Annotated in this window: 23 protein-coding genes; 6 read left to right on the top strand and 17 right to left on the bottom strand. The window is 76.3% G+C overall.

Annotation, left to right across the window (positions count from 1 at the left end; genetic code table 11):
* Window positions 1–2: 2 nt before the first annotated feature.
* Both ACI79F_RS01840 and ACI79F_RS01835 read right to left on the bottom strand, forming a co-directional pair.
* Window positions 3–350 carry an ArsR/SmtB family transcription factor gene (locus ACI79F_RS01840; RefSeq protein WP_456543593.1) on the bottom strand — a complete coding sequence of 116 codons (348 nt, stop codon included), beginning with the start codon at window positions 348–350 and terminating at the stop codon, window positions 3–5.
* Entirely contained in the window at window positions 347–805 is a 459-nt protein-coding gene (locus tag ACI79F_RS01835) for an SRPBCC domain-containing protein (protein ID WP_456543594.1), read from the bottom strand. The genes ACI79F_RS01840 and ACI79F_RS01835 overlap by 4 nt, the downstream gene beginning before the upstream one ends.
* A 136-nt stretch (window positions 806–941) precedes the next feature.
* On the opposite strand from ACI79F_RS01835, the gene ACI79F_RS01830 reads away from it, so the two are divergent.
* The gene (locus ACI79F_RS01830) at window positions 942–1,784 is read left to right on the top strand and encodes a helix-turn-helix domain-containing protein (protein ID WP_456543595.1); all 843 of its coding nucleotides are present in this window, start codon (window positions 942–944) and stop codon (window positions 1,782–1,784) included.
* Window positions 1,781–2,377: a TIGR03086 family metal-binding protein gene (locus tag ACI79F_RS01825; protein ID WP_456543596.1), complete on the top strand. Its 597-nt coding sequence runs from the start codon at window positions 1,781–1,783 to the stop codon at window positions 2,375–2,377. The genes ACI79F_RS01830 and ACI79F_RS01825 overlap by 4 nt, the downstream gene beginning before the upstream one ends.
* A 5-nt stretch (window positions 2,378–2,382) precedes the next feature.
* Here the strand turns inward: ACI79F_RS01825 and ACI79F_RS01820 are convergent, their stop codons facing one another.
* Together ACI79F_RS01820 and ACI79F_RS01815 are read right to left on the bottom strand one after the other, a co-directional pair.
* A complete protein-coding gene (locus ACI79F_RS01820; protein ID WP_456543597.1) occupies window positions 2,383–3,030 on the bottom strand; it encodes a LysE family translocator in 648 nt (215 codons plus the stop codon).
* Window positions 3,031–3,085: 55 nt separating this feature from the next.
* The gene (locus tag ACI79F_RS01815) at window positions 3,086–4,489 is read right to left on the bottom strand and encodes an alkaline phosphatase PhoX (RefSeq protein ID WP_456543598.1); all 1,404 of its coding nucleotides are present in this window, start codon (window positions 4,487–4,489) and stop codon (window positions 3,086–3,088) included.
* A gap of 232 nt (window positions 4,490–4,721) precedes the next feature.
* On the opposite strand from ACI79F_RS01815, the gene ACI79F_RS01810 reads away from it, so the two are divergent.
* The gene (locus ACI79F_RS01810) at window positions 4,722–5,429 is read left to right on the top strand and encodes a M50 family metallopeptidase (protein ID WP_456543599.1); all 708 of its coding nucleotides are present in this window, start codon (window positions 4,722–4,724) and stop codon (window positions 5,427–5,429) included.
* Window positions 5,430–5,446: 17 nt separating this feature from the next.
* On the opposite strand, the gene ACI79F_RS01805 is transcribed toward ACI79F_RS01810, so the two are convergent.
* Window positions 5,447–7,810: a glycoside hydrolase family 65 protein gene (locus ACI79F_RS01805; RefSeq protein ID WP_456543600.1), complete on the bottom strand. Its 2,364-nt coding sequence runs from the start codon at window positions 7,808–7,810 to the stop codon at window positions 5,447–5,449.
* Window positions 7,811–7,883: 73 nt separating this feature from the next.
* Window positions 7,884–8,627: a beta-phosphoglucomutase family hydrolase gene (locus ACI79F_RS01800; protein ID WP_456543601.1), complete on the bottom strand. Its 744-nt coding sequence runs from the start codon at window positions 8,625–8,627 to the stop codon at window positions 7,884–7,886.
* Window positions 8,628–8,794: 167 nt separating this feature from the next.
* Here ACI79F_RS01800 and ACI79F_RS01795 point away from each other — a divergent pair, with 167 nt between their 5' ends.
* A complete protein-coding gene (locus ACI79F_RS01795) occupies window positions 8,795–9,340 on the top strand; it encodes a YbhB/YbcL family Raf kinase inhibitor-like protein (protein WP_456543602.1) in 546 nt (181 codons plus the stop codon).
* Window positions 9,341–9,343: 3 nt separating this feature from the next.
* Here ACI79F_RS01795 and ACI79F_RS01790 read toward each other — a convergent pair whose 3' ends face one another.
* Window positions 9,344–10,144, bottom strand: a complete 801-nt coding sequence (locus tag ACI79F_RS01790) for a GNAT family N-acetyltransferase (protein WP_456578865.1) — start codon at window positions 10,142–10,144, stop codon at window positions 9,344–9,346.
* A 115-nt stretch (window positions 10,145–10,259) separates the two neighbouring features.
* Between ACI79F_RS01790 and coaA the strand changes: the two genes are divergently transcribed.
* Together coaA and ACI79F_RS01780 are read left to right on the top strand one after the other, a co-directional pair.
* The gene (coaA, locus tag ACI79F_RS01785) at window positions 10,260–11,219 is read left to right on the top strand and encodes a type I pantothenate kinase (RefSeq protein WP_456543621.1); all 960 of its coding nucleotides are present in this window, start codon (window positions 10,260–10,262) and stop codon (window positions 11,217–11,219) included.
* Between the two features lie 622 nt (window positions 11,220–11,841).
* Window positions 11,842–12,042 carry a DUF5999 family protein gene (locus ACI79F_RS01780; RefSeq protein ID WP_456543604.1) on the top strand — a complete coding sequence of 67 codons (201 nt, stop codon included), beginning with the start codon at window positions 11,842–11,844 and terminating at the stop codon, window positions 12,040–12,042.
* 43 nt (window positions 12,043–12,085) lie between these two features.
* Here ACI79F_RS01780 and gcvP read toward each other — a convergent pair whose 3' ends face one another.
* The 10 genes from gcvP to ACI79F_RS01730 form a co-directional block, all read right to left on the bottom strand.
* Window positions 12,086–15,115, bottom strand: coding sequence for an aminomethyl-transferring glycine dehydrogenase (gcvP, locus tag ACI79F_RS01775; RefSeq protein ID WP_456543605.1), 3,030 nt, complete (start codon window positions 15,113–15,115; stop codon window positions 12,086–12,088).
* A gap of 138 nt (window positions 15,116–15,253) precedes the next feature.
* Window positions 15,254–15,823, bottom strand: a complete 570-nt coding sequence (locus ACI79F_RS01770; protein WP_456543606.1) for a MerR family transcriptional regulator — start codon at window positions 15,821–15,823, stop codon at window positions 15,254–15,256.
* 260 nt (window positions 15,824–16,083) lie between these two features.
* Window positions 16,084–16,569 (bottom strand): bifunctional nuclease family protein, encoded by a 486-nt coding sequence (locus ACI79F_RS01765; protein ID WP_456543607.1) that lies wholly within the window; start codon window positions 16,567–16,569, stop codon window positions 16,084–16,086.
* A gap of 116 nt (window positions 16,570–16,685) precedes the next feature.
* Window positions 16,686–17,429, bottom strand: a complete 744-nt coding sequence (gene ftsR / locus ACI79F_RS01760) for a transcriptional regulator FtsR (RefSeq protein ID WP_456543608.1) — start codon at window positions 17,427–17,429, stop codon at window positions 16,686–16,688.
* Between the two features lie 5 nt (window positions 17,430–17,434).
* The gene (gene odhI, locus ACI79F_RS01755) at window positions 17,435–17,983 is read right to left on the bottom strand and encodes an oxoglutarate dehydrogenase inhibitor Odhl (RefSeq protein ID WP_456543609.1); all 549 of its coding nucleotides are present in this window, start codon (window positions 17,981–17,983) and stop codon (window positions 17,435–17,437) included.
* 290 nt (window positions 17,984–18,273) lie between these two features.
* Window positions 18,274–18,678: a glycine cleavage system protein GcvH gene (gene gcvH, locus ACI79F_RS01750; RefSeq protein ID WP_456543610.1), complete on the bottom strand. Its 405-nt coding sequence runs from the start codon at window positions 18,676–18,678 to the stop codon at window positions 18,274–18,276.
* A 57-nt stretch (window positions 18,679–18,735) separates the two neighbouring features.
* Window positions 18,736–19,608: a DUF881 domain-containing protein gene (locus tag ACI79F_RS01745; RefSeq protein WP_456543611.1), complete on the bottom strand. Its 873-nt coding sequence runs from the start codon at window positions 19,606–19,608 to the stop codon at window positions 18,736–18,738.
* Window positions 19,605–19,937, bottom strand: coding sequence for a small basic family protein (locus tag ACI79F_RS01740; protein ID WP_456543612.1), 333 nt, complete (start codon window positions 19,935–19,937; stop codon window positions 19,605–19,607). The genes ACI79F_RS01745 and ACI79F_RS01740 overlap by 4 nt, the downstream gene beginning before the upstream one ends.
* Before the next feature lie 3 nt (window positions 19,938–19,940).
* Window positions 19,941–20,924 carry a DUF881 domain-containing protein gene (locus tag ACI79F_RS01735; protein WP_456543613.1) on the bottom strand — a complete coding sequence of 328 codons (984 nt, stop codon included), beginning with the start codon at window positions 20,922–20,924 and terminating at the stop codon, window positions 19,941–19,943.
* Entirely contained in the window at window positions 20,921–21,565 is a 645-nt protein-coding gene (locus ACI79F_RS01730; protein WP_456543614.1) for a CDP-alcohol phosphatidyltransferase family protein, read from the bottom strand. Before ACI79F_RS01730 ends, ACI79F_RS01735 begins: the two co-directional genes overlap by 4 nt.
* Window positions 21,566–21,795: the final 230 nt, after the last annotated feature.

Here is a 21,795-nt window from a genome sequence, read left to right as displayed (position 1 = left end):
CCCTAGTCGTCCTTCTCGGTGCCGCCGCGCTCGATCGCCTCGGCGATGTCCTTGATCCGCCGCAGGCGCCCGTCCCACGCGGCGCCCACCTCGGACAGCTGGGCGACGGCGCGGGCCAGCTGGGTCTCGTCCACGCGGAAGTGCCGCTCCCGGCCGGTGCTGGCCGCGTGCACCAGACCCACCCGGTCGAGGACGGCGAGGTGCTTGGCGACGGCCTGCCGCGTCACGGGCAGGTGCTCGCTGAGCGCGGTCGCCGTCGCGCTCCCCCGGCTGAGCAGCAGGTCGAGCAGCCGGCGCCGGGTCGGGTCGCCGACCGCCGACCAGAGGGCGTCGTCCACCGCGACGCTCATGCCCGCGCCCCGACCTCCGCGACGTAGGCCGGGAGCCGCGGCAGGTAGTGGTCCCAGCCGGTCACGTGGTCGGCGTGGTGGGCGGCGACCCGGGCCTCGTCCCAGCCGCGCTCCCTGAAGCCGGTCTCGGTCATCCGCAGGAGGGTCCCCTCCCCTGCCGGCTCCAGCTCGAAGACGACGAGGAACGAGTTGCCGGGGGCGGCGGTCTGCCCCTCCTCGTGGGTCCAGCGGAAGGAGAACAGCCGCGGCGGGACGGCGTCCACGACCGTGAACTGCACCCAGGTGCGCTCCTCGGCCGGGCCGAAGCCGATCCGCCCCGCTCCCCCGGGCACGGCCGGGTACTCCGCCTCGTCCGGCCACCACCGCCGCAGGTGCTCCGGACTGCTGACCACGTCGAAGACCACCTCCGGCGAGGCGTCGACGTGCAGCTGCCGCTCGATCGTGCCGAACTCCATGACCGCTCCTCTCGCAACCACCGGTTGCACGGGACGGTAGTCCGGGACGACGGAATGCGCAACCACCGGTTGCGGATGGGGCTCGACGGCTACGGGGTGGGCCTGACGACCACCCGTCGAGCCGTATGGTCCGGACGTGGGCGACGGCGGGACCCGGGGCATCCTGCGGCCCTCCGCCCTGCCCGAGGCCTTCGCGCTCGACCGGCTGCAGCCCTCGCCGGACCTGGCCGACCTGGTCGCCGTCCACTGGCGGGTGGCCTGGGACCTGCCGCCGGGGCGGCGGCACGAGTCGCTCGTGCTCTCCTACCCCGCCGTCAACGTGTCCTTCGAGCCCGACGGCACCTGGGTCACCGGGCCGGTCTCGGGCACCTACCGGCGGCAGCTGACCGGGCGGTGCGCCGTCGCCGCCGTCCGCTTCCGCCCGGCGGCCTTCCGCTCGCTGGTCGACCGACCCCTGGCCGGCCTCCGCGACCGCGTCCTGCCGGCCGGGGAGGTGCTCCCTCTCGACGACGACCTCGCCCGCCGCGTCCGGGAGGCCCCCGACCTCGCCGCCGCCCGCCCGCTGGTCGAGGGCTGGCTGCGCGCGCTCCCTCGCCGGCCGACGCCGGAGCAGGCCGAGCTCGACGCCGCCGTCGACCTGGTCGAGCGCGACCGGGGGCTGACCCGCGTCGACCAGCTGGCCGACCGCTGCGGCCGGTCCGTGCGGTGGCTGCAGCGGGCCTTCGCCGACGCGGTGGGGCTGCCGGTCAAGCAGGTCATCCGCATGGCCCGGCTGCGGGAGGTCGCCGAGCGCGCGCTGACCGGGGACGTCGACTGGGCCGCCGTCGCCACGGACCTCGGCTACGCCGACCAGGCCCACCTGGTGCGCGACTTCACCGCCGCCGTCGGCACCCCGCCGGGCCGGTACGCCCGCCAGGCGGGCGGTGCGTCGTCTTTCTCCAAGACCGGCGGCGGCGCCGTCGCCAGCATGGGGGCATGACCACCGCGACGACCCTGCCGCCCCTGTACGCCGACCTCGCCGACGCCGCCCGCGCGGCCGCGGCCGTCGCCCGCGGCGCCGCCGGCACGCCGCTGGACGCCCCCACCCCGGCCACCGGCTGGGACCTGCGGACCCTCGTCGACCACTGGGTGCTCCACACCGGCCACGGCCTCGAGCACCGCGCCCGCCGCACGGACCTGCCCGCGGAGCTGGTCGACCGCGACTTCGCCGCGGAGCCCGGCTGGCCGCGGCGGTACGCCGAGCAGCTCGACCGCGCGCTGGCCGCCTGGCGGGACCCGGCCGCCTGGCGGGGCGAGATCGACCTCGGCGGCATGGTGATGCCGGTCGAGGCGGTCGCCGGCATGAACCTGGCCGAGCTCGTCCTGCACGGCTGGGACGTCGCGGCCGCGACCGGGCAGACGATCGAGGTCGCCGAGCCCACCGCCCGCAGCGTGCTGGCGGCGGTCGAGCAGTGCGCCGCGATGATGCGCCAGTACGACGGCTTCGCCGACGCGCTCCCCGTGGACGACGGCGCCCCGCCGCTGGAGCGGGCGCTGCGGCTGTCGGGCCGCGATCCGGACTGGCGCCCCTGAGGGGGTCAGCGGCCGGCCGCGGCGACCCGCAGACCCAGCGCGACGAGCACCGTGCCGCTCGCCACCTCCAGCCGGCGCCGGATCCGCGGCCGCCGGAACCACTCCCCCGCCCGCGCCACTCCCGCGGCCAGCCCCAGGTACAGCGCGGTCTCGACCGCCACCTGCACCGTCGCCAGGGCGGCCGTGGCGGCGAACGGGGAACCGGAGGCGGGCACGAACTGCGGGTAGAAGGCCACCATGAAGACGGCGAGCTTGGGGTTGGCGAGCTGGACGACGACGCCCTCCCCGAACGCCGTCCACCAGCCGCGGCCCGTGGGCGGGGCCACGACCGGCGGGTCGGCCGGCACCCCGGTCCGCCGCTCCCGCCACACCCCCAGCAGCGCGCGGCCGCCGAGGTACAGCAGCACCAGCGCCCCGGCGACCCGCAGCACCAGGTAGGCGACCTCGGAGGCGGCGACCAGGGCGGCGAGGCCCGCGCCGGCCATCAGCGCCCAGAGGAACAGCCCGGCCTCCACGCCCAGGACGGTCGGGACGGCGCCCGGCAGCCCGCGCAGCGCGGCCCGCCGGACGATCAGCGCCATCGCCGGGCCCGGGGAGGCGGCGATGAGCAGCACCGCGGCCAGGAAGGCGGGCAGGGTGCCGATCAGGTCCACCCCGCCAGCCTGGCCCGGCCCGGCCGCCGCGTCGAGCGACTATCCGCCGGCGCGGTCAGGCGAGCGACCCGAACGGGCCCTCGACGAGGAACGTGCAGCCGGGGCCCTGCAGGTTCGCGAACAGCCAGCGGCCGTCGGGTGAGAACACCGGGCCGCAGAACTCGGCGTCCTCGCCCCCGGCCTCGCTGCGGGCCAGCGGGTACACCGCGCCGTCGTCGGTGACGCCGAGCAGGTGCACCGCGCCCAGCCCGTCCTCGGCCACGATCAGCCCGCCGTGCGGCGAGACGGTGATGTTGTCCGGCCCCTCCCCCGGCGCGTCCGGGTCGGCCGCGACGGCCAGGCGCAGCCGCAGGGTGAGCGTCCCGGCCCGCGGGTCGAGGAACCACACCTGACCGTCGTGCTCGACGGCGCTGCCGTCGTCGGCGCGGGCGAACGACGAGACGACGTACGCGCCGCCGCCGGCCTGCCACGCGCCCTCCAGCTTCCGGGCGCGGGTGACCCGGTCGTCGGGCAGCTGCCGGCGCACGGGGGTGGTCGCCGCGTCCCGGTCGGGCACCGGCACCCACTCCACCCGGTAGGTGGTGCCCGGCTCGGTCGCCGCGGAGAGGTCGGGCACGTGCCGCCCGTCGGCGGTGGTGGCCCGCAGCGCCTCGAGCACGCCGGCGTCGGCGGCCAGCCCGCGCAGCGACCCCCGGCCCAGCGGCCGGGCGCCGGGCGGGGCCACCCACCGGTACAGCCCGCCGTTGGGCTCGACGGCGTCCTCGGTCAGGTAGACGACGCCGGCGTCGGCGTCCACCGCGACCGCCTCGTGCGCGAACCGCCCCAGCGCCGTGACCGGCCGCGGGTCGCGGTTGGCCGCCGGATCGTGCGGGTCCACCTCGAACACGTAGCCGTGCCGGCGCTCCCGCACCTCCTCGGTCTCCTCGCAGGTCAGCCACGTCCCCCACGGCGTCCGGCCGCCCGCGCAGTTGTCCAGGGTGCCGGCCAGGCTCACCGCGTGCGACAGGACCTCGCCCTCCGCACCGACCACCAGCGTGGTGGTGCCCCCGTGCGCGGCCGGGTCGTAGACCAGGCCCGGGACGTGCGGGACCGGGTGCGGCTCGTCCCCGCCGACCTCGTGGTTGACCACCAGCACGGCGCCCGGCCCGTCGGGACGGGCGAACGCCGCGGCGCCGTCCGGGTCCGACGGCGCTGGCTCGCCGGAGTCCAGCCGGGTGCTCCCCTCCCGGGCCAGCACCCGGTACCGGAAGCCCTCGGGCAGCGACAGCAGCCCGTCGGGGTCGGCGGCGAGCGAGCCGTACCCCGGCGCCGCGGACGGCGCCGGGCCGCCGGTCGACCGGCCCGTGCCCCCACCGGCGGAGTCGCAGCCGACCAGCAGCAGGCCGGCGCCGGAGCCGAGCCCGGCGAGGAAGGACCGGCGCGACACCGCCGGACCCTCGGGCGAGCGGGCGGCGGACATCGCCGCCGAGGGTAGTGACCGCGCGCGCCGCCGGGACCGTCCGCGGCCGCCGCCCCGGCGGCCGGTCCTCTAGTGTTGTTGCTCCGGTTTCCTTGGTCGGGCGACCACGGTCGAGGGGCGCACACTTGTTGGGGATAACGGTCGAACGTCCGGACGGGGACCGTGGCGCCGCTGCCAGGTCCGTCTGCGAGGCTGGCCGCCGAGCGCCGCCGGGCCGGGAGGGGGGTCGTCCGTGGACGTCGTCGGCCGGTTCTGGGACCGCGTCAGCACGCCGGTCGCCGACCTGCCCGCCGAGTGGGTGCTGGGCGCGGCGGTGGCCGCGCTGCTCGTCGTCCTCTCCCCCGCCCTGTGGCGCCCGGCCCGCAGCGTGGTGACGATCGCGCACGAGGGCGCGCACGGGCTCGCCGCCCTGGCCGCCGGACGGCGGCTGGCCGGCATCCGGCTGCACTCGGACACCTCCGGGCTCACCGTCTCGGCCGGCCGCCCCACCGGCCCCGGCATGGTGCTGACCTGCGCCGCCGGCTACACCGGCCCGGCGCTGTTCGGGCTGGGCGCCGCCGCCCTGTTCGCCGCCGGGCACGCGGTCGGGCTGCTCTGGGCGCTGCTGGCCCTGCTCGCGCTGCTGCTCGTGCAGATCCGCAACTGGTACGGGCTGTGGTCGGTGCTCGCCACGGGCGCGGTGGTGTTCGCCGCGACGTGGTGGCTGCCGCCGACCGGGCAGGCCGTCTTCGCCGCCGCCCTCACCTGGTTCCTGCTGCTGGCCGCGCCGAAGACGGTGGTGGAGCTGCAGCGGGCCCGGCGGCGGCGCGCCGCGCGCGACTCCGACGCCGACCAGCTGGCCCGCCTCACCGGCCTGCCGGCGCTGCTGTGGGTCGGCGTGCTGCTCGCGGTGGACCTGGGCTGCCTCGCCCTCGGCGGCTGGTGGCTGCTCGGCGCCTGACCCCTCGACCCCGGGTGCTAGGCGCGGGCGCGCCGGCGCGGGGCCGCGCCGTGCGGCTGGCGCACCGGCTCCACCTGCGGCGCGGGCGGGATGTCGACGGAGACCGCGCCGTCGTCCACGGTGATCCGCCGGCCGTGGTGGTGCACGTCCAGCGGCTCCCCCTCGACCAGCCGGTAGGTGGCCTGCTCCTTGCCGATCTCCACCTCCAGGATCCGGCCCTGGTAGACCACGCGGAACCGCAGCCGGGTCAGCCGCGCCGGCAGCCGGGGGGCGAACAGCAGGCGCCCGTCGTGGTCGCGCATGCCGCCGAACCCGGCGACGGCGACGGTCCAGCCACCGGCCATCGACGCGATGTGCAGGCCGTGCCCGGAGTTGCCGTGCAGGTTCTGGATGTCGGTGAGCGTGGCCTCGGCCCAGTAGTCGTAGGCGAGCTCCAGGTGCCCGGTCTCCGCGGCCACCACCGCCTGCTGCGCCGCCGACAGCGACGAGTCGCGCACCGTCCGCGCCTCGTAGTAGGCGAAGTCGGCGGCCTTCTCCTCCTGGGTGAAGGCGTCCCCGCGCAGGTGCAGCGCCATCACCAGGTCGGCCTGCTTGATGACCTGCTTGCGGTAGATCTCGAAGTACGGGAAGTGCAGCAGCAGCGGGTAGCAGTCCGGCGGGGTGGCGGCGAAGTCCCACTCCTCGTGGTGGGTGAAGTTCTCCGACTGCATGTGCACGCCCAGGCGGGCGTCGAACGGCACGCGCATCAGCCGCGCGGCCCGCTCCCACACCGCCACCTCGTCCTCCGTGACGTGCAGCCGCCCGGCGACGTCGGGCTGCCGGCCCACCGCCCGGGCCGCCTCGCGCAGGTTCCGCTGCGCCATGAGGTTCGTGTACACGTTGTTGTCCACGACCGCGGTGTACTCGTCCGGGCCGGTCACCCCGTCGATGCGGAAGCCGTCCTCGCTGTCGAAGTGCCCCAGCGAGGCCCACAGCCGGGCGGTCTCGATCAGCAGCTCGGCGCCGAAGTCGCGGTCGAACTCGTCGTCCTGGGTGGCGTGCCAGTACCGGACGACGGCGTCGGCGATGTCGGCGTTGATGTGGAAGGCCGCCGTCCCGGCCGGCCAGTAGCCCGAGGTCTCCTCGCCGCGGATGGTCCGCCACGGGAAGGCCGCGCCGCGCCGACCGAGCTCCCGGGCCCGGTCCTTGGCCAGGTCCAGCGTCGAGTGCCGCCACCGCAGCGCGTCCCGCGCCGCGTGCGGGGCGGTGTAGGTGAGCACCGGCAGCACGTAGGTCTCGGTGTCCCAGAAGGTGTGCCCGTCGTAGCCGGGGCCGGTCAGGCCCTTGGCCGGGATCGGCTGCCGCTCGGCGCGCAGGCCGGCCTGCAGGACGTGGAACAGCCCGACGCGCACCGCCTGCTGCAGCTCGTCGTCCCCCTCCACCTGGACGTCGGCCTGGGCCCAGAACTCGTCGAGCACCGACTTCTGCTCGCTGCACAGCCGCTCGAAGCCGGCCAGCTTGGCGGTGGCCAGCGCGCCCTCGACCTGGTCGCGCACCGCCGCGGCCGACCGGCGCGACGACCAGCCGTAGGCCAGGAACTTGACCAGCTTGAGGCCGCGGCCCTGCGGCAGCCGGGCCGCGAGGGTGAACCGGGCGAGGTCCTCCCCCGCCTCCATGTCCTCGGTGGCGGTGTCGGGCACGTCGACGACGTGGTCCATGCCGGCGGCGACCCGCAGCCCGCTGCGCGCGGTCCGGTGCACCAGCACCGCCCGCTGGCCGCGGCCGACGGCGAGCTCGTTGACCAGCGGACGGCGCAGCGCCGCCGCGGCCCGCGGGTCGTCGGCCTCCATGCCGCTGTCGACCGGCTCGTTGGCCAGCAGGTCCGACTGCAGCGCCACGTACAGGTCGCCGCGGCCGTCGGTGCACTCGACGGTGTACTCGATCGCGGCGATCGACCGGCGGCTCAGCGACACCATCCGGGTGGAGGTGACCGTGACGGTGCGGCCGGCCGGCGAGCGCCACTCGGTGACCCGGCGCAGCGTCCCGCGGCGCAGGTCCAGGGTGCGCCGGTGCTCGACGATCTCCCCGTAGTCCAGGTCCAGCGGGGTGTCGCCCACCAGCAGGCGGATGAGCTTGCCGTCGGTGACGTTGACGACGGTCTGCCCCTGCTCGGGGAACCCGTAACCGGCCTCGGCGTAGGGCAGCGGCCGCTCCTCGAAGAAGCCGTTCAGGTAGGTGCCCGGGACGACGATCGGCTCGCCCTCCTCGAACGACCCGCGCATCCCGATGTGGCCGTTGGCCAGCGCGAACACCGACTCGTGCACGCCCAGGGAGGTGTGGTCCAGGCCGATCTCGGTCAGCGACCACGGCTCGATCGGGAAGGTGGCCCGCCCCTCGGTCACGAGACCTCCTCGCTGGCGCTCGTCGGCGTCGTGACCGACGGTGCCGTGCCCATGGGTGACCTCGCGAGCTCGATCACTTCCGGCTCCCCGGCGTCGTCTCCAGCAGGTCGGCGAGGTCGTCGACGACGACGTCGGCGCCGTGCTCCCGCAGCCCGTCGGCCTGCCCGACCCGGTCCACGCCGACGACGAACCCGAAGTGGCCGGCCCGGCCCGCGGCCACCCCGGCCAGCGCGTCCTCGAAGACGACGGCCTGCGCCGGCTCGACGCCCAGCGCCCGCGCCCCGGCCAGGAAGGTGTCCGGCGCCGGCTTGCCGCGCAGGCCCTCGCGCGCGGCGACGACCCCGTCGACCCGCGCGTCGATCAGGTGCGCGAAGCCGCCGGCGGCCATCACCTGCTCGCCGTTGGCCGACGCGGTGACCACCGCCGTCGCCAGCCCCGCCGCACGCGCCGCCTCCAGGTAGCGCACGGAGCCCGGGTACACCTCCACGCCGTGCTCCTCGAGCTCGCGCAGCAGCAGCACGTTCTTGCGCTGGCCGACGCCGTGCACGGTCTCGGCGTCCGGGCCGTCGTCGCGGCCGCCCTCGGGCAGGGTGATGCAGCGGCTGGCGAGGAAGTCCCGGACGCCGTCGGCCCGCTGCTTGCCGTCGACGTACCGGTTGTAGTCGAGCTGGGTGAACTCGGCCGCCCCCGGGTCGCGGGCGCGCAGGAACTCGTCGAAGGTCCGCTTCCACGCCGCCATGTGGACCGTCGCGGTCCGGGTCAGCACGCCGTCCATGTCGAAGAGACAGGCCCTGATGCCGTCGGGGAGTCCGAGCACGCTGCGACGGTACCGACGCTCCTGTGCCAGTGCCCGCTCGAGACGGCGCACCGGCCTCGTCGCGGAGCTCGCCCCGGGCCTGCGAGGGGTGAGGAGGACGAGGTCCTTCTAGGGTCGGCCCGGGACGCGCCGGCGTCCCCGCCCCGACCTGCGAGGAGAGGACCGACATGGCCGACCGTCCCGTGCCGCCGAGCCCGTACGACTTCCTGCCGCCCGTCCCGTCGTTCGAGGTCACCAGCAGCGACGTCCGCGACGGGGACACGCTGCCGATGCCGCACGTGAGCGGCGTGATGGGCGCCGGCGGCGAGGACCGGTCGCCGCAGCTGTCCTGGTCGGGCTTCCCCGAGGAGACCCGCGGGTTCGCCGTCACCGTCTACGACCCCGACGCCCCCACCGCCAGCGGCTTCTGGCACTGGATCGTCACCGGCATCCCGGCGTCGGTGACCTCGCTGCCCGCCGGCGCCGGCGCCGAGGGCGGCGCCGGCCTGCCCGAGGGCGCCCGCATGCTGCGCAACGACGCCGGGTTCGCCGGCTACGTCGGCGCCGCTCCCCCGTCGGGCCACGGCCCGCACCGCTACTTCGTCGTGGTGCACGCCCTCGACACCGAGGACATGGGGGTGCCCGACGACGCCTCGCCGGCCTACCACGGGTTCAACCTGTTCGGCCACACGCTGGCGCGGGCGGTGCTGGTGGCGACCTACGAGGAGCCCTGACGGTCAGCTGACGGGCAGGTCGGCGACGCCCGTGGTCCCCACCCAGGCGAAGCCGACCCGCTCGTAGACCCGGGCGACGTCGTCGTCGCCGGCGGTGAGGAACACCAGGTCGGCGGTCTCGCGGGCGTGCTCGGCCAGCGCCGAGGTCAGACCCGCCCCGAGGCCGCGGCCGCGCAGCCGCGGCAGCGTGGCCACGCCGGTGATCTCGCTGACCTCGCGGCCGTCGACGTCCAGCGGGTGGTGCGAGCCCACGGCCACCGGCTCGCCGTCCTCGACGGCCACCATGATCACCGTGCGGCCGGTGGCGATCCGCTCCCGGAGCACCTCGGTGCGCGGGCCGGCCTCGACCCGCTCCTCGACCGCCGTCGCGCCGCCGGGACTGCCGGACGGGGTCGCGAAGGCCAGCTCGACCAGCCGCTGGTACCGCGGCAGCTGCGGGTCCTCGGCGCCGACCAGGTAGAGCCGGACGCCGTGCGGCAGCAGCAGCTCGATCGGGGCGTCCAGGACCAGCAGCGGCATGTAGTCGACGGTGAGCCCGGCCGCGCGGGCGGCCGCCGCGACGCCGGCGGTGCGCTCCCAGACCCACTCCAGCGCGACCGGCAGTCCGGCGTCGTCCTGCACGGCCACGGCCGCGCGGACGTCGTCCTCGGTGACCCGCGCGCCGGGCCGCGGGCGGGCCGGGTACGGCCAGGCCGGCGGCACGATCGGGACGTCGAGACCGCCGACCGCCTCGATCCGCCCGTCCGGCAGCGGGGCGGCGGCGTGGTACCGCTCGATGCAGTCGAGCAGGCCGGAGTTCGCCACGCGGCCGACAGTAGACGCCGCCCGCCCGAACGGCGGCGGCTCCCGCACCCGACCGGGGCCGCTGCACCCCGGTCGGGTGACCCGGGGCGCGGGGCGCCCGCCGGCGGACGGCACGATGTGCGGCGTGACGGCAGGAACGCGGGCCATCTCGCCCTACGCGGTGTTCGACCGCACGTCGTGGCGGGCGCTGGCCGCCGGGTCGGCGCTGCCGCTCGACGAGGGGGACCTCGCCGCCCTCAAGAGCCTCGGCGACCGGATCGACCTCGACGAGGTCGCCACCGTCTACCTGCCGCTGGCCCGCCTGCTCGACCTGCACGTGGAGGCCAGCCGCGGGCTGTGGGCGGCGCGGAACCGCTTCCTCGGCGACGCCAGCGCCAAGGTGCCCTACGTGATCGCCGTGGCCGGCAGCGTCGCGGTCGGCAAGAGCACCACCGCCCGGCTGCTGCAGACGCTGCTGGCCGCCGGCCCGGGGTCGCCGCGGGTGGACCTGGTGACCACCGACGGGTTCCTGCTGCCCAACGGCGTCCTGGAGGCCCGGGGCCTGCTCGGCCGGAAGGGGTTCCCGGAGAGCTACGACCGGCGGGCGCTCGTCCGCTTCCTCGCCGAGGTCAAGAGCGGCCGCGGGCGGGTCAGCGCGCCGCTGTACTCGCACCAGTCCTACGACGTCGTGCCCGGCGCCACCCAGGACGTCGACCGGCCCGACGTCCTCGTGCTCGAGGGCCTCAACGTGCTCCAGGCCGGGCGCCGCGCCGACGGCCGGGCGCCGGAGGTGTTCCTCTCCGACTTCTTCGACTTCTCCGTCTACGTCGACGCCGCCGAGGGCGACATCCAGGAGTGGTACGTCGAGCGGTTCCTCGCCCTGCGCCGGACCGCGTTCGCCGACACCGGCGCCTACTTCCACCGGTTCGCCGACCTCAGCGACGAGCAGGCCCGGCAGACCGCCCTGGAGATCTGGCGGTCGGTCAACCTGCCCAACCTGCGGGAGAACATCGTGCCCACCCGCTCGCGGGCGCGGGCGGTGCTGCAGAAGGCCGCCGACCACTCGGTCCGCCGGGTGCTCCTCCGCAAGATCTGACGCCCTCCTCCCCCGCGGGCCGCCGCTCTCCCGTCGGTGCTTCCGTCCTTCGCCACGTCACCAGCGGCCGCCGTCGCGGCAACGCTGTTGGGGATAACGGTCGTCAGTGCGGCAGGGCACGGGCGCTGTGCGCCGAGCGACCGGTCCGGCGCCGGAGTGGGCCCGGGGCGCACACCGCCCGTGCCGAGGCGCCCGGCCCGACCGCGGCGCGCCGGCCCTCCGTCCCGACGTCCCCCGCGCGGGCTCGAGCTGGGCCGGGGCGGGCGCATCCGTCGGGGGGCTCCGCCCCTGCGCCGGGCACCTCCTCCCCCGGCGCCCCCTCCCTCCGGGCCGGCCACGCAGGCGGCGCTGTTGGGGATAACGGTCGTCGGTGCAGCCGGGACGTGGGCGGGGTGCGCCGGACGACCCATCAGGCGCGGCGGCGGGCACCGGGCGCGCGGCATGGTCCGCCGGTCCGATGGGGTCGCGCCATGGCAGGTCTCGACGACCCGGAGGGGTGACTCCGTCGCCCGCGTGCCTGACAGCCGAGGTGACCGGGGGCACACTTCTCCCCGTCCGGTGATCGACCGGACACGAACCGTCACCAGGCGGCCGGCCCGCCGCCGATCAGGAGTGGTCCCCCATGTGCTCCCACGTAGTCCCCTGCCCCGACGCCAGCAGCGACGACCGTGACCTCGCCGCGGTGGTGAGCAGCCACCCGGAGCAGGGGTGGAGCCTGCTGTGCAACGGCGTCGTCCTGTTCGACGACGACGGCGAGCTGCTGCCCGACGGGCGGGCCGTGGCGCACCACCGCGACTTCCCGCCGGTGCTCGTCAGCGCCTGACGGGCCCCGATGGCCGCCGGGGAGCTCTTCGCTGCCCGGCGGCTCAGGCCTGCCCGGCCGCCACGACGTCCCCCGCCGTGCCGAGGTCGTCCGGCGCCCCCTCGCCGCGGTCGGGCACCCGGGCGACGGGGGCCGCGGCCGGCTCCGGCTCGGCGAACGCCTCGGGCGGCGGGCAGGAGCAGACGAGGTTGCGGTCGCCGTAGGCCTGGTCGATCCGCCGCACCGGGCTCAGGTAGCCGCGGCCGACCAGGCCGGGCACCGGGTACACCGCCGCGGAGCGCGGGTAGGGCCGGCCCCACTCCCCCGCCACCATCGCGAGCGTGTGCGGGGCGTTGCGCAGCGGGTTGTCCTCCCGGTCGTACTCGCCGGCGGCCACCTTCCCGATCTCGGCGCGGATGGCGACCATCGCCTCGACGAACCGGTCGAGCTCGCCCAGGTCCTCGCTCTCGGTCGGCTCGACCATCAGCGTCCCGGCCACCGGGAAGCTCATCGTCGGCGCGTGGAACCCAAAGTCGACCAGCCGCTTGGCGATGTCGTCGTTGGTGATCCCGGTGGCCCTGGTGAGCGGCCGGATGTCCAGGATGCACTCGTGCGCGACCAACCCGTCGCGGCCGGTGTAGAGCACCGGGTAGTGCTCGCGCAGCCGGACGGCGAGGTAGTTGGCGGCGAGGATCGCGTGCTCGGTGGCGCGCTGGAGCCCGTCGGGGCCCATCAGCCGCAGGTAGGCCCACGAGATCGGCAGGATGCCGGCCGAGCCCCAGGGCGCCCCGGACACCGTCGGCCCCTGCCCGCCGGTGTCGGCCAGCGGGTGCCCCGGCAGGAACGGGACGAGGTGCTCGCGGACGCCGATCGGCCCGACCCCGGGCCCGCCGCCGCCGTGCGGGATGCAGAACGTCTTGTGCAGGTTGAGGTGGCTGACGTCGGAGCCGAACCGGCCGGGGCGGGCGAGCCCCACCATCGCGTTGAGGTTGGCCCCGTCGACGTAGACCTGCCCGCCGGCGTCGTGGACGGCGGCGCAGATGTCGCGCACCTCGGTCTCGAACACCCCGTGCGTCGACGGGTAGGTGATCATGATCGCGGCGAGCCGGTCGGCGTTCTTCTCGACCTTGGCGCGGAGGTCGGCCAGGTCGACGTTGCCCGCCTCGTCGCAGGCCACGACGACGACGCGCATGCCGGCCATGACGGCGCTGGCGGCGTTCGTGCCGTGCGCGGAGCTGGGGATGAGGCAGACGTCGCGGTGCTCCTCGCCGCGGGAGCGGTGGTAGCCGCGGATCGCCAGCAGCCCGGCGAACTCGCCCTGCGAGCCGGCGTTGGGCTGCACGCTCACGGCCGCGTAGCCGGTGATCTCGGCCAGGCCGGTGCACAGCTCGTCGATGAGCTGCCGGTAGCCGCGGGTCTGCCCGGCCGGGGCGAACGGGTGGATGCCGGCGAACTCCGGCCAGGTGATGGCCGCCATCTCGACGGCCGAGTTGAGCTTCATGGTGCACGAGCCCAGGGGGATCATCGTGCGGTCCAGCGCGAGGTCCTTGTCCGACAGCGACCGCAGGTAGCGCAGCAGCGCCGTCTCCGAGCGGTGCGCGGAGAAGACCGGGTGGGTGAGGTACGGCGTGCGCCGGCGCAGGTCGGCGGGGAGCGCGCCGGCGCCGTCGTCGTCCAGCAGGGCGTCGTCGGCGGCCACCCCGAACGCCTCGGCGACCAGCCGCAGCACCTCCGGCGTCGTCGTCTCGTCGCAGGCGACCGCGACGGTGTCGGCGTTCACCAGGCGCAGGTTGACCCGCCGGTCGGCGGCGGCGCGGACCACCTCGGCCGCCCGCCCGGGGACGGCGACGGTGACGGTGTCGAAGAACTCGCCGTGCACGACCTGCAGGCCTCCGGCGCGCAGCCAGCCGGCGAGGGCGACGGCGCTGCGGTGCACCCGGGCCGCGATCGCGGCCAGCCCCTCCGGGCCGTGGTAGACGGCGTAGGCGCCGGCCATGACGGCGAGCAGCACCTGGGCGGTGCAGATGTTGCTGGTCGCCTTCTCCCGGCGGATGTGCTGCTCGCGGGTCTGCAGCGCCAGCCGGTAGGCCACGGCGCCGTCGGCGTCCACCGAGACGCCGACCAACCGGCCGGGCAGCTGCCGGGCCAGGCCCTCGCGGACGGAGAGGTAGCCGGCGTGCGGGCCGCCGAAGCCGAGCGGGACGCCGAAGCGCTGGCTGCTGCCGCACGCGACGTCGGCGCCCCACTCCCCCGGCGCCTCCAGCAGGGTCAGGGCGAGCAGGTCCGCGGCGACGACGACGGCGGCGCCGGCCTCGTGCGCGGCGGCGGCCAGCGCCCGGTGGTCGCGGACCGCGCCGCTCGCGCCCGGGAAGGACAGCAGCACGCCGAACGCGCCGGCCTCGGGCAGGTCGGGAGGCCACCCGGCGGAGAGGTCGGCGACGTGCAGCCGGATGCCCAGCGGCTCGGCGCGGGTCCGGAGCACCGCGAGGGTCTGCGGCAGGGTGTCGGCGTCCACCACGAACACCGCATCCGGCTTCGCGCGCCCGGCCCGGCGGACCAGCGTCATCGCCTCGGCGGCCGCGGTGGCCTCGTCGAGCATCGAGGCGCCGGCGACCGGCAGGCCGGTCAGGTCGGCGACCATCGTCTGGAAGTTCAGCAGCGCCTCGAGCCGGCCTTGGCTGATCTCGGGCTGGTAGGGCGTGTAGGCGGTGTACCAGGCCGGGTTCTCGAGGATGACCCGCTGGATGACCGCCGGGGTGACCGTGCCGGAGTAGCCCAGGCCGATCATCGAGGTGAACACCTCGTTGGCCGCGGCCCGCTCGCGCAGCGCGGCGAGGACGGCGGACTCGTCGGCCGCGGCGGGCAGGTCGAGCGGGCGGCGGTCGCGCACCGCCTCGGGCACGGTCGCGTCGACCAGGGACTGCAGCGAGTCGTACCCGACCGCGGCGAGCATCGCGGCGGTCTCGGCCGGCCGCGGGCCGATGTGCCGGGCGGCGAACGAGCCGGCCGGGCTCAGCGACCGCAGCGACGGGAGCGGGGCCGACGGGGAGAGCGGCGGCTGGGATTCGGTGGACGCAGACCCAGGGTCGATCACTGAGGGAACGCTACCAGCGGGAGGTCCCGCCGAGCGGCGGCCCGCAGGGTCCCCGCCGGTACCGGCGGCAGGGCTCAGCGCAGCAGGGGCACGGCACCTGGCCGCGGTGTCGTCCGGAGGACGACGGACAGCAGAGCCTCAGACCGCCTTGCGGCGGCGGCGCATCGACAGCTCGTCGTCGCCGTGGTGCACCGGCCCGCCGTCGAGGCGCTCGGCGGGCAGCTCGGCGATGTCGCCGGACAGCTCGCGCAGGGCGCCGGAGACGGCGATGCCGAAGACGCCCTGGCCCCCGGCGAGCAGGTCCACGACCTCCTCGGCGGAGGTGCACTCGTAGACGGTGGCCCCGTCGGAGAACAGGGTGACGTTGGCCAGGTCCTTGATCCCGCGGTTGCGCAGGTGGTCGACGGCCTTGCGGATGTTCTGCAGCGAGACGCCGGTGTCGAGCAGCCGCTTGACGACCTTGAGCACGAGGATGTCGCGGAAGGAGTACAGCCGCTGCGTGCCCGAGCCGGTGGCGCTGCGCACCGAGGGGGCGACCAGCCCGGTACGGGCCCAGTAGTCCAGCTGCCGGTAGGTGATGCCGGCGGCGGCGCAGGCGGTCGGGCCGCGGTAGCCGACGAGGTCGCTGTCGACGTCGTCGTACGAGGGCGCGCCGACGGCGGCGTCGCTGAAGAGCTGACCCTGGGAGCCGTTGCTCTGGTCGCTCACGTCGGCGTCCCTCCTCCGCGTCCCGCCCCGGTCGGGGCGACCACCCCGGTCCTGCACCCACGGAGCGCGGGTGTCACACCGGTGTTGTTCGCCGAACGGTAAGCCGGGCCCTGGGGTGGGTCAACTGAACGGGGCGGCGTGTCGCTGCACTCACCCGAAGGGAGCCTATCGGCGAGACCGGTGCGTGACTGTAGTCGACGGGTGGCCGGTGGGACGCGTGTGACGACTGTTGCCCGTGGGGTCACACCCGCCCCGGGCGTTCAGGCGCCGCCGGACCCGGAGCCCGCGCCGAAGTCCTCCGGGGAGATCTGGTCGAGGAACTCGCGGAACTTCTCGACCTCGTCCTCCTGCTCGTCGGGGATCTCGATCCCCACCTCGTCGAGCAGGGCCTCCGCGCCGAAGATCGGCGCGCCCGTGCGGACGGCGAGCGCGACGGCGTCGGAGGGGCGGGCGCTGACCACGCGGTCCTCGCCGAGCACCAGCTCGGCGATGTAGATGCCGTCGCGCATCTCGGTGATGTTGACGGCCTCGAGCGTGGCCCCGAGCGCGCGGACGACGTCGCGCAGCAGGTCGTGGGTCATCGGCCGCGCCGGCCGCACCCCCTGCTGCTCGAACGCGATCGCGGCGGCCTCGACCGCGCCGATCCAGATCGGGAGGTACCGCTCCCCCTGCGTCTCCTTGAGCAGCAGGATCGGCTGGTTGCCGGGCAGCTCCACCCGGACCCCGACGACTCGCAGTTCCTGCACGGGAGGCTCCTCGGCTGCGCGCTACGGCTGGACGGCGGCTCCCGGGGCGGGTGCGCCGGGTCGGCGCGATCGGGCGGTGCGCGCCCGGGATCCGGTGCGTCCACCGTACGCCCGACCTAGGAGCGCAGGAGGTCCCGGAGTCGCGCCTCGAGCAGGGCGCTGTGCAGTTGGGCCGAGAGCCCGGCGAGCTCGCGCAGCTTCTCCGTGGCGCGGGCCCGGGCGTCGTCCGAGCGGGCCCGCAGCACCGGGGTCACCAGCTGCTCGACCAGCCCGGCCTCCCGCTCGGCGCCGGTGCGGTAGACGCGCAGGTGCCGGGGCTCCAGGCCGTGCCGGGACAGCCCGGCGGCGGCCCGGGCGACGGGCAGGTCCGCGGCCGGGTGCCGGCCGTCGGCGTCCGGGACGAGCAGGCCGAACTGCACGCAGTCGGCCAGCTGGTCGCGGTCCATCCCGGCGGCCGCGGCGAACTCCTCCGGGGTGAGCGCGCCGTCGGCCTGGCCCGCGTCGGCGATCGCCCCCGCGACGACCCCGGCCGCCTCGGCCGCGGAGCCGCCGTTGCCGGGCAGCGGCAGCCCGCGGTCGAGGGCCTCCAGGTGCTCCTTGATGACCCGCAGCGGCAGGTACTGGTCGCGTTGAGCGGCCAGCACGTAGCGCAGCCGCGCGACGTCGGCCGGGGAGAACTTGCGGTACCCCGACGCCGTCCGCTCCGGGTGCACCAGGTCCTCGGACTCGAGGTAACGGATCTTGCTGATCGTCACGTCGGGGAAGTCGTCGCGGAGGACGCTCAGCACCTCCCCGATCGTGAGCCGGGGGGTGTGCTCGTCGGCGCCGTCCCCGGCCGCGCGGGCTCGCGCTCCGGGCACCGGGGTCAGCGGGCGGCGGGCTCGCCGGTCCGCGGGCCGGTGAGGTAGACCAGCCGGAACTTGCCGATCTGCACCTCGTCGCCGCCGGCGAGGGTGGCGACGTCGACCGGCTCGCGGTTGACGTAGGTGCCGTTGAGGCTGCCGACGTCGTGCACGGAGAAGCCGCCGCCCTCGCGGTGGAACTCCACGTGCCGGCGGCTGACGGTGACGTCGTCGAGGAAGATGTCGCTGTCGGGGTGGCGGCCGGCGGTGGTCACGTCCTGGTCGAGCAGGAACCGGCTGCCGGCGTTGGGGCCGCGCTTGACGACCAGCAGGGCCGAGCCGGCCGGCAGCGACTCCACGGCCCCGGCGTGCGCGTCCGCGGCGGTGTCCGCGGCGACCTCGGCGACCTCGCCGGAGTCCTCCCCGCCGACCTTGGGGATCACGCTGGTCGACTCGCCGATCCGCTCCGGGGTGAGGGCCGAGCCGCACTGCGCGCAGAAGCGACTGCCCTCGGGGTTGTTGTGTCCACAACGAGTGCAGTGCACGTCGATCTCCTCCGGTGCAGGGGGCACCGCCGCGGTCCTCGGGAGGTCGCCGCGGGCGGCCGGCGGACGACGGACCGGTCGGTGCCGTCGTGGGTCGGCCGCCGTGCGGGGCACGGCGGGCCGTTGGTCATGGAACCAGCGGCGGACCCGAGGGTCAACCGAAGGTCCAGGGTCACGACCGCGGTCCCGGGAGGCCCCGGGCTGCGGTCGTGCGGACGAGCATAGTGAGCCGCCGCGCCGGGAGGCGCAGGCCCGGCGCACGGTGCGGCGGGGCGTGCGCCGGGGCGTTCCGGCGCTGCCCGGGCGCGCGGCGCCGGTCAGCCGGCGTCGACCAGCGCCTGGTACCCGTCGGCGTCCAGCAGCGCGGCCGTGGGGTCCCCGGCGGCGTCGTCCACCCGGAGGTCGACCAGCCAGCCGGCCCCGTACGGGTCGGCGTTGACCGTCTCCGGGGTGTCGGAGAGCGCGTCGTTGACGGCCACGACGACGCCGGCCACCGGCGCGTAGACGTCGGAGACGGACTTGGTCGACTCCACCTCGCCCATCGGGTCGCCCGCGGCCAGCTCCGCGCCCAGCTCGGGCAGCTGCACGAAGACGATGTCGCCGAGCGCGTCCTGGGCGTGGTCGGTGATGCCCACGCGGACGACGGTCGCCCCGTCGTCCCCGTCCCGCACGAGCGTCCACTCGTGCTGGTCGGTGTAGCGGCGGTCGGCGGGCACGGTCATGCGGCAGGGCTCCCGGGACGGAGGGTGGGGCCGGCCCGGCGACCGTGGTCGCCGGGCTCAGTCGGTGTCCGGCTCAGCGTATTGAGGCGTCTCCAGCGGTCGCAACGCGTCCACCAGCACCGAGTCGGCCTGTGCGATGACGACGGTGCCGCCGCGCCGGCTGACGTTGTCGACGACGCCGCCGGGGATGTTCATCGCCGTCTCGAGGTCCTGCGGCGAGCCGATGACGGCGATCTCGTAGGGGCTGCTGATCGGCTGCCCGTCGATCTGCAGCTCGCCGGGCTCGCCGGTGACCGCGGAGCTCGCCCCGATGCGGACGCCGTCGATCTGCATCGTCTCGGCGCCGGCGCCGCGCAGCTCCTGGATGGCGTCGAGCACGTCGGCGACCCGCACCTCGCCCTCGGGGTCGCGGATGCTCATCAGCAGCCCGGGGCCCTCGGCGGCGACGGTGCCGTTGAGGATGGCGAGCGCGTCGGCGCGCTGCTGCGCCTCCTCGAGGGCGGCGTCGGCGCGGCTGTCGGTGTCGTTGAGGTCGCGCAGGGCGGCGCGCTGGTCGGCCAGCTGCGAGCGCAGCCGGGCCTCCTCGGCCTCCAGCTCGTCGAGGATGCGGACGAGGTCCTCCTCGCGGGCCCCGGTCAGGGCCTGGTCGGTGTCGGTGGCGCGGACCTGGACGGCGAAGGCGAAGCCGAGCAGCAGGGTCAGCACGCCGATGAGGGCGGCCGCCAGCGGATCGCGGCGGCGGCGCCGGGCGGCCGGCGGGGCGCCGTCCGCCGGCTGGTCGGCGGGCTCCGGTCCGGGGTCGGCGGCGGGCTCGGGGTCGGCGGCGGGCCCGGCGGCCGCGGCGTCCGCGCGCGGGCGGTCCGGCCCGGCGGGGCGCTCGTCGTCGGGGGCCGGGTCCGGCGTCCCCCCGGGGCGCGGGTCGCCGCTCATGCCCGGAAGACGTGCCGGCGGATGGCCGCCGCGTTGCCGAAGATGCGGATGCCGAGCACCACGACCACCGCGGTGGACAGCTGCGCGCCCACCCCGAGCTGGTCGCCGAGGAAGACGATCAGCGCCGCGACGACGACGTTGGACACGAACGAGATGACGAACACCTTCGCGTCGAAGATCCCGTCGAGCCGCGCGCGGACGCCACCGAACACCGCGTCGAGGGCGGCGACGACGGCGATCGGCAGGTAGGGCTGCAGCCACAGCGGGACGGTCGGGTCGAGCACGAGGCCGAGCACCACCCCGACGGCCAGGCCGAGGACGGGGATCACGGATCAGCCTCCGGGGTCCGGGTCGGGGGTGGGGCCGGCGGGGTCGCCGGGATCGGCGGGGTCGGCGGCGTCGGTGCCGCCGGGTGGCGCCGATCCCCCGGACGGCGTCGCGGCGTCGTCCGGGGGGACGGGGCCGGCGGAGCGCAGCTGGCCGCCGTGGCCGGCGGGCAGCTCGAGATCGTCGCGCTGGGCGAGCTCGAAGGTCAGCCCGAAGGACTCGAGGACCCCGGCGAGGGCGACGACCTGGGCGTTGCCCAGGAAGGCCGAGCGCAGCGTGGCGGGGTCGCCGATCGCCCGGATCTCGTAGGGGTTGGTGACCGGCCGGAAGTCGACGAGCACCGCCTCGCCGGCGAACCGGATCGCGGTGGTCGGCCCGAGTCGCTGGTCGTCCACGCTCACCGCCTCGGCACCGGCGGCCCACAGCGCGTTGACCACGATCTGGATGTCGTCGTCGCGCACCTGGCCGCGGGGGTCGACCTCGGCGTCGCCGCCGACCGGGTCGTCCTGCGCCGCGGCCTCGGCGTCGGCGAGGGTGATGAGCAGCCCGGGCCCGGTGACGGCCACGGTGCCGGCCATCTGCTCGGCCGCGTCCAGCTCGTCGAGCGCCTGCCGGCCCTCGTCGGAGGCCGCCAGGGCCGCCTCGCGGGCGTCGGCGACCTCGGCGCGGACCCGCTCGAGCTCGCCGGCCAGGCCGTCGGTGACCTGCTGCGCGTCGCCGATGTCGTCGACCAGGGCGGCGCGGATCTCCTGCCGGCCCTCGGCGCCCGCGGCGGTCAGGTGGTAGGTCACCGCGGCGAGCAGGCCGGCGACGACCATCACCAGCGCCACCGCGCCCCGGCGGCCGGCGCGGCGGGCGGGCGAGGGCTCCGGCCGGCCCGCGCGGGCGCGGGCGGCGTCCACGTAGGCGGGGTCGAGGGTCTCGGCCAGCACCTGGTCCAGCAGGGAGGCGCCCGCCGCGCGCAGACCGCCCCGGGGGGCGGCGGTCACGGCACCGCCCGGGCCGCGGCGGCCCGGCGCTCGGCGGCGACGATGCCCAGCACCTGCACGACGTAGAGCACGCCGGCGGCCACGTAGAGCACGCCGCCCCAGATGGTCAGCGCCCAGGCGACCGGCTGGGCGACCGCGACGAGCGGGCCGTCGCCGTCGGCGAGCAGCAGCAGCGGGAAGGCGTACAGCAGGATGAAGGTCGCGGCCTTGCCCAGGTAGTGCACCTGCAGGGGCGGGTAGCCGTACCGGCGCAGCACCAGCAGCATGACCCCGAGCACCAGCTCCCGGCCCACCAGCACCGCCACCACCCAGAACGGGACGACGTCGCGCAGCACGAACGCGACGAGCGTGGCGACGATGTAGAGCCGGTCGGCGGCCGGGTCGAGCACCGCGCCGAGGCGGCTGTACTGCCGCAGCCGGCGGGCGACGGCGCCGTCGGCCCAGTCGGTGACGCCGGAGACCATGAGGACGACGACCGCCCACCCGTCGGCCTCCGGGCCGAGCAGCAGCCACAGGAACAGCGGCACGCCGAGCAGCCGCAGCACCGACAGCGCGTTGGGGATCGTCCAGACCCGGTCGGGCAGCTCGTTGCGGTCGGTCACCCGGTCCACGGACAGCGGGGACGACGCGGACGGCGGCACGGGGACAGGCGACCCGTGCGACGACGTCACCGATCCTCCCGCCCCGACCGACCCGCTGGACTCCCCGGCCGAGGCTAGTGTCCCCCGTCCCGGGTCCGGCAGGCGGCGCACCGTGCCGGCCGCGGCGGGCCCTCCTCCCTCACCGCAGCGGGGGGGGGGGGGGGGGGGCGGGCGGGGGGGGGGGGGGGGGGGGGGGGGGGGGGGGGGGGGGGGGGGGGGGGGGGGGGGGG

The organism is Blastococcus sp. SYSU D00868 (genome assembly GCF_054050575.1).
The sequence above is the reverse complement of the archived record's forward strand: the minus strand, read 5'-3'. Positions and strand labels throughout refer to the sequence as shown.

Bases quoted from the DNA above. Each gene is read 5' to 3' on its own strand.
- ACI79F_RS01835 (WP_456543594.1), bottom strand. From the start codon at position 805: ATGGAGTTCGGCACGATCGAGCGGCAGCTGCACGTCGACGCCTCGCCG.
- coaA (WP_456543621.1), top strand. From the start codon at position 10,260: ATGTGCGGCGTGACGGCAGGAACGCGGGCCATCTCGCCCTACGCGGTG.
- ACI79F_RS01795 (WP_456543602.1), top strand. From the start codon at position 8,795: ATGGCCGACCGTCCCGTGCCGCCGAGCCCGTACGACTTCCTGCCGCCC.
- ACI79F_RS01745 (WP_456543611.1), bottom strand. From the start codon at position 19,608: ATGAGCGGCGACCCGCGCCCCGGGGGGACGCCGGACCCGGCCCCCGAC.
- ACI79F_RS01815 (WP_456543598.1), bottom strand. From the start codon at position 4,489: ATGTCCGCCGCCCGCTCGCCCGAGGGTCCGGCGGTGTCGCGCCGGTCC.
- ACI79F_RS01825 (WP_456543596.1), top strand. From the start codon at position 1,781: ATGACCACCGCGACGACCCTGCCGCCCCTGTACGCCGACCTCGCCGAC.
- ACI79F_RS01840 (WP_456543593.1), bottom strand. From the start codon at position 350: ATGAGCGTCGCGGTGGACGACGCCCTCTGGTCGGCGGTCGGCGACCCG.
- ACI79F_RS01780 (WP_456543604.1), top strand. From the start codon at position 11,842: ATGTGCTCCCACGTAGTCCCCTGCCCCGACGCCAGCAGCGACGACCGT.
- gcvH (WP_456543610.1), bottom strand. From the start codon at position 18,678: ATGACCGTGCCCGCCGACCGCCGCTACACCGACCAGCACGAGTGGACG.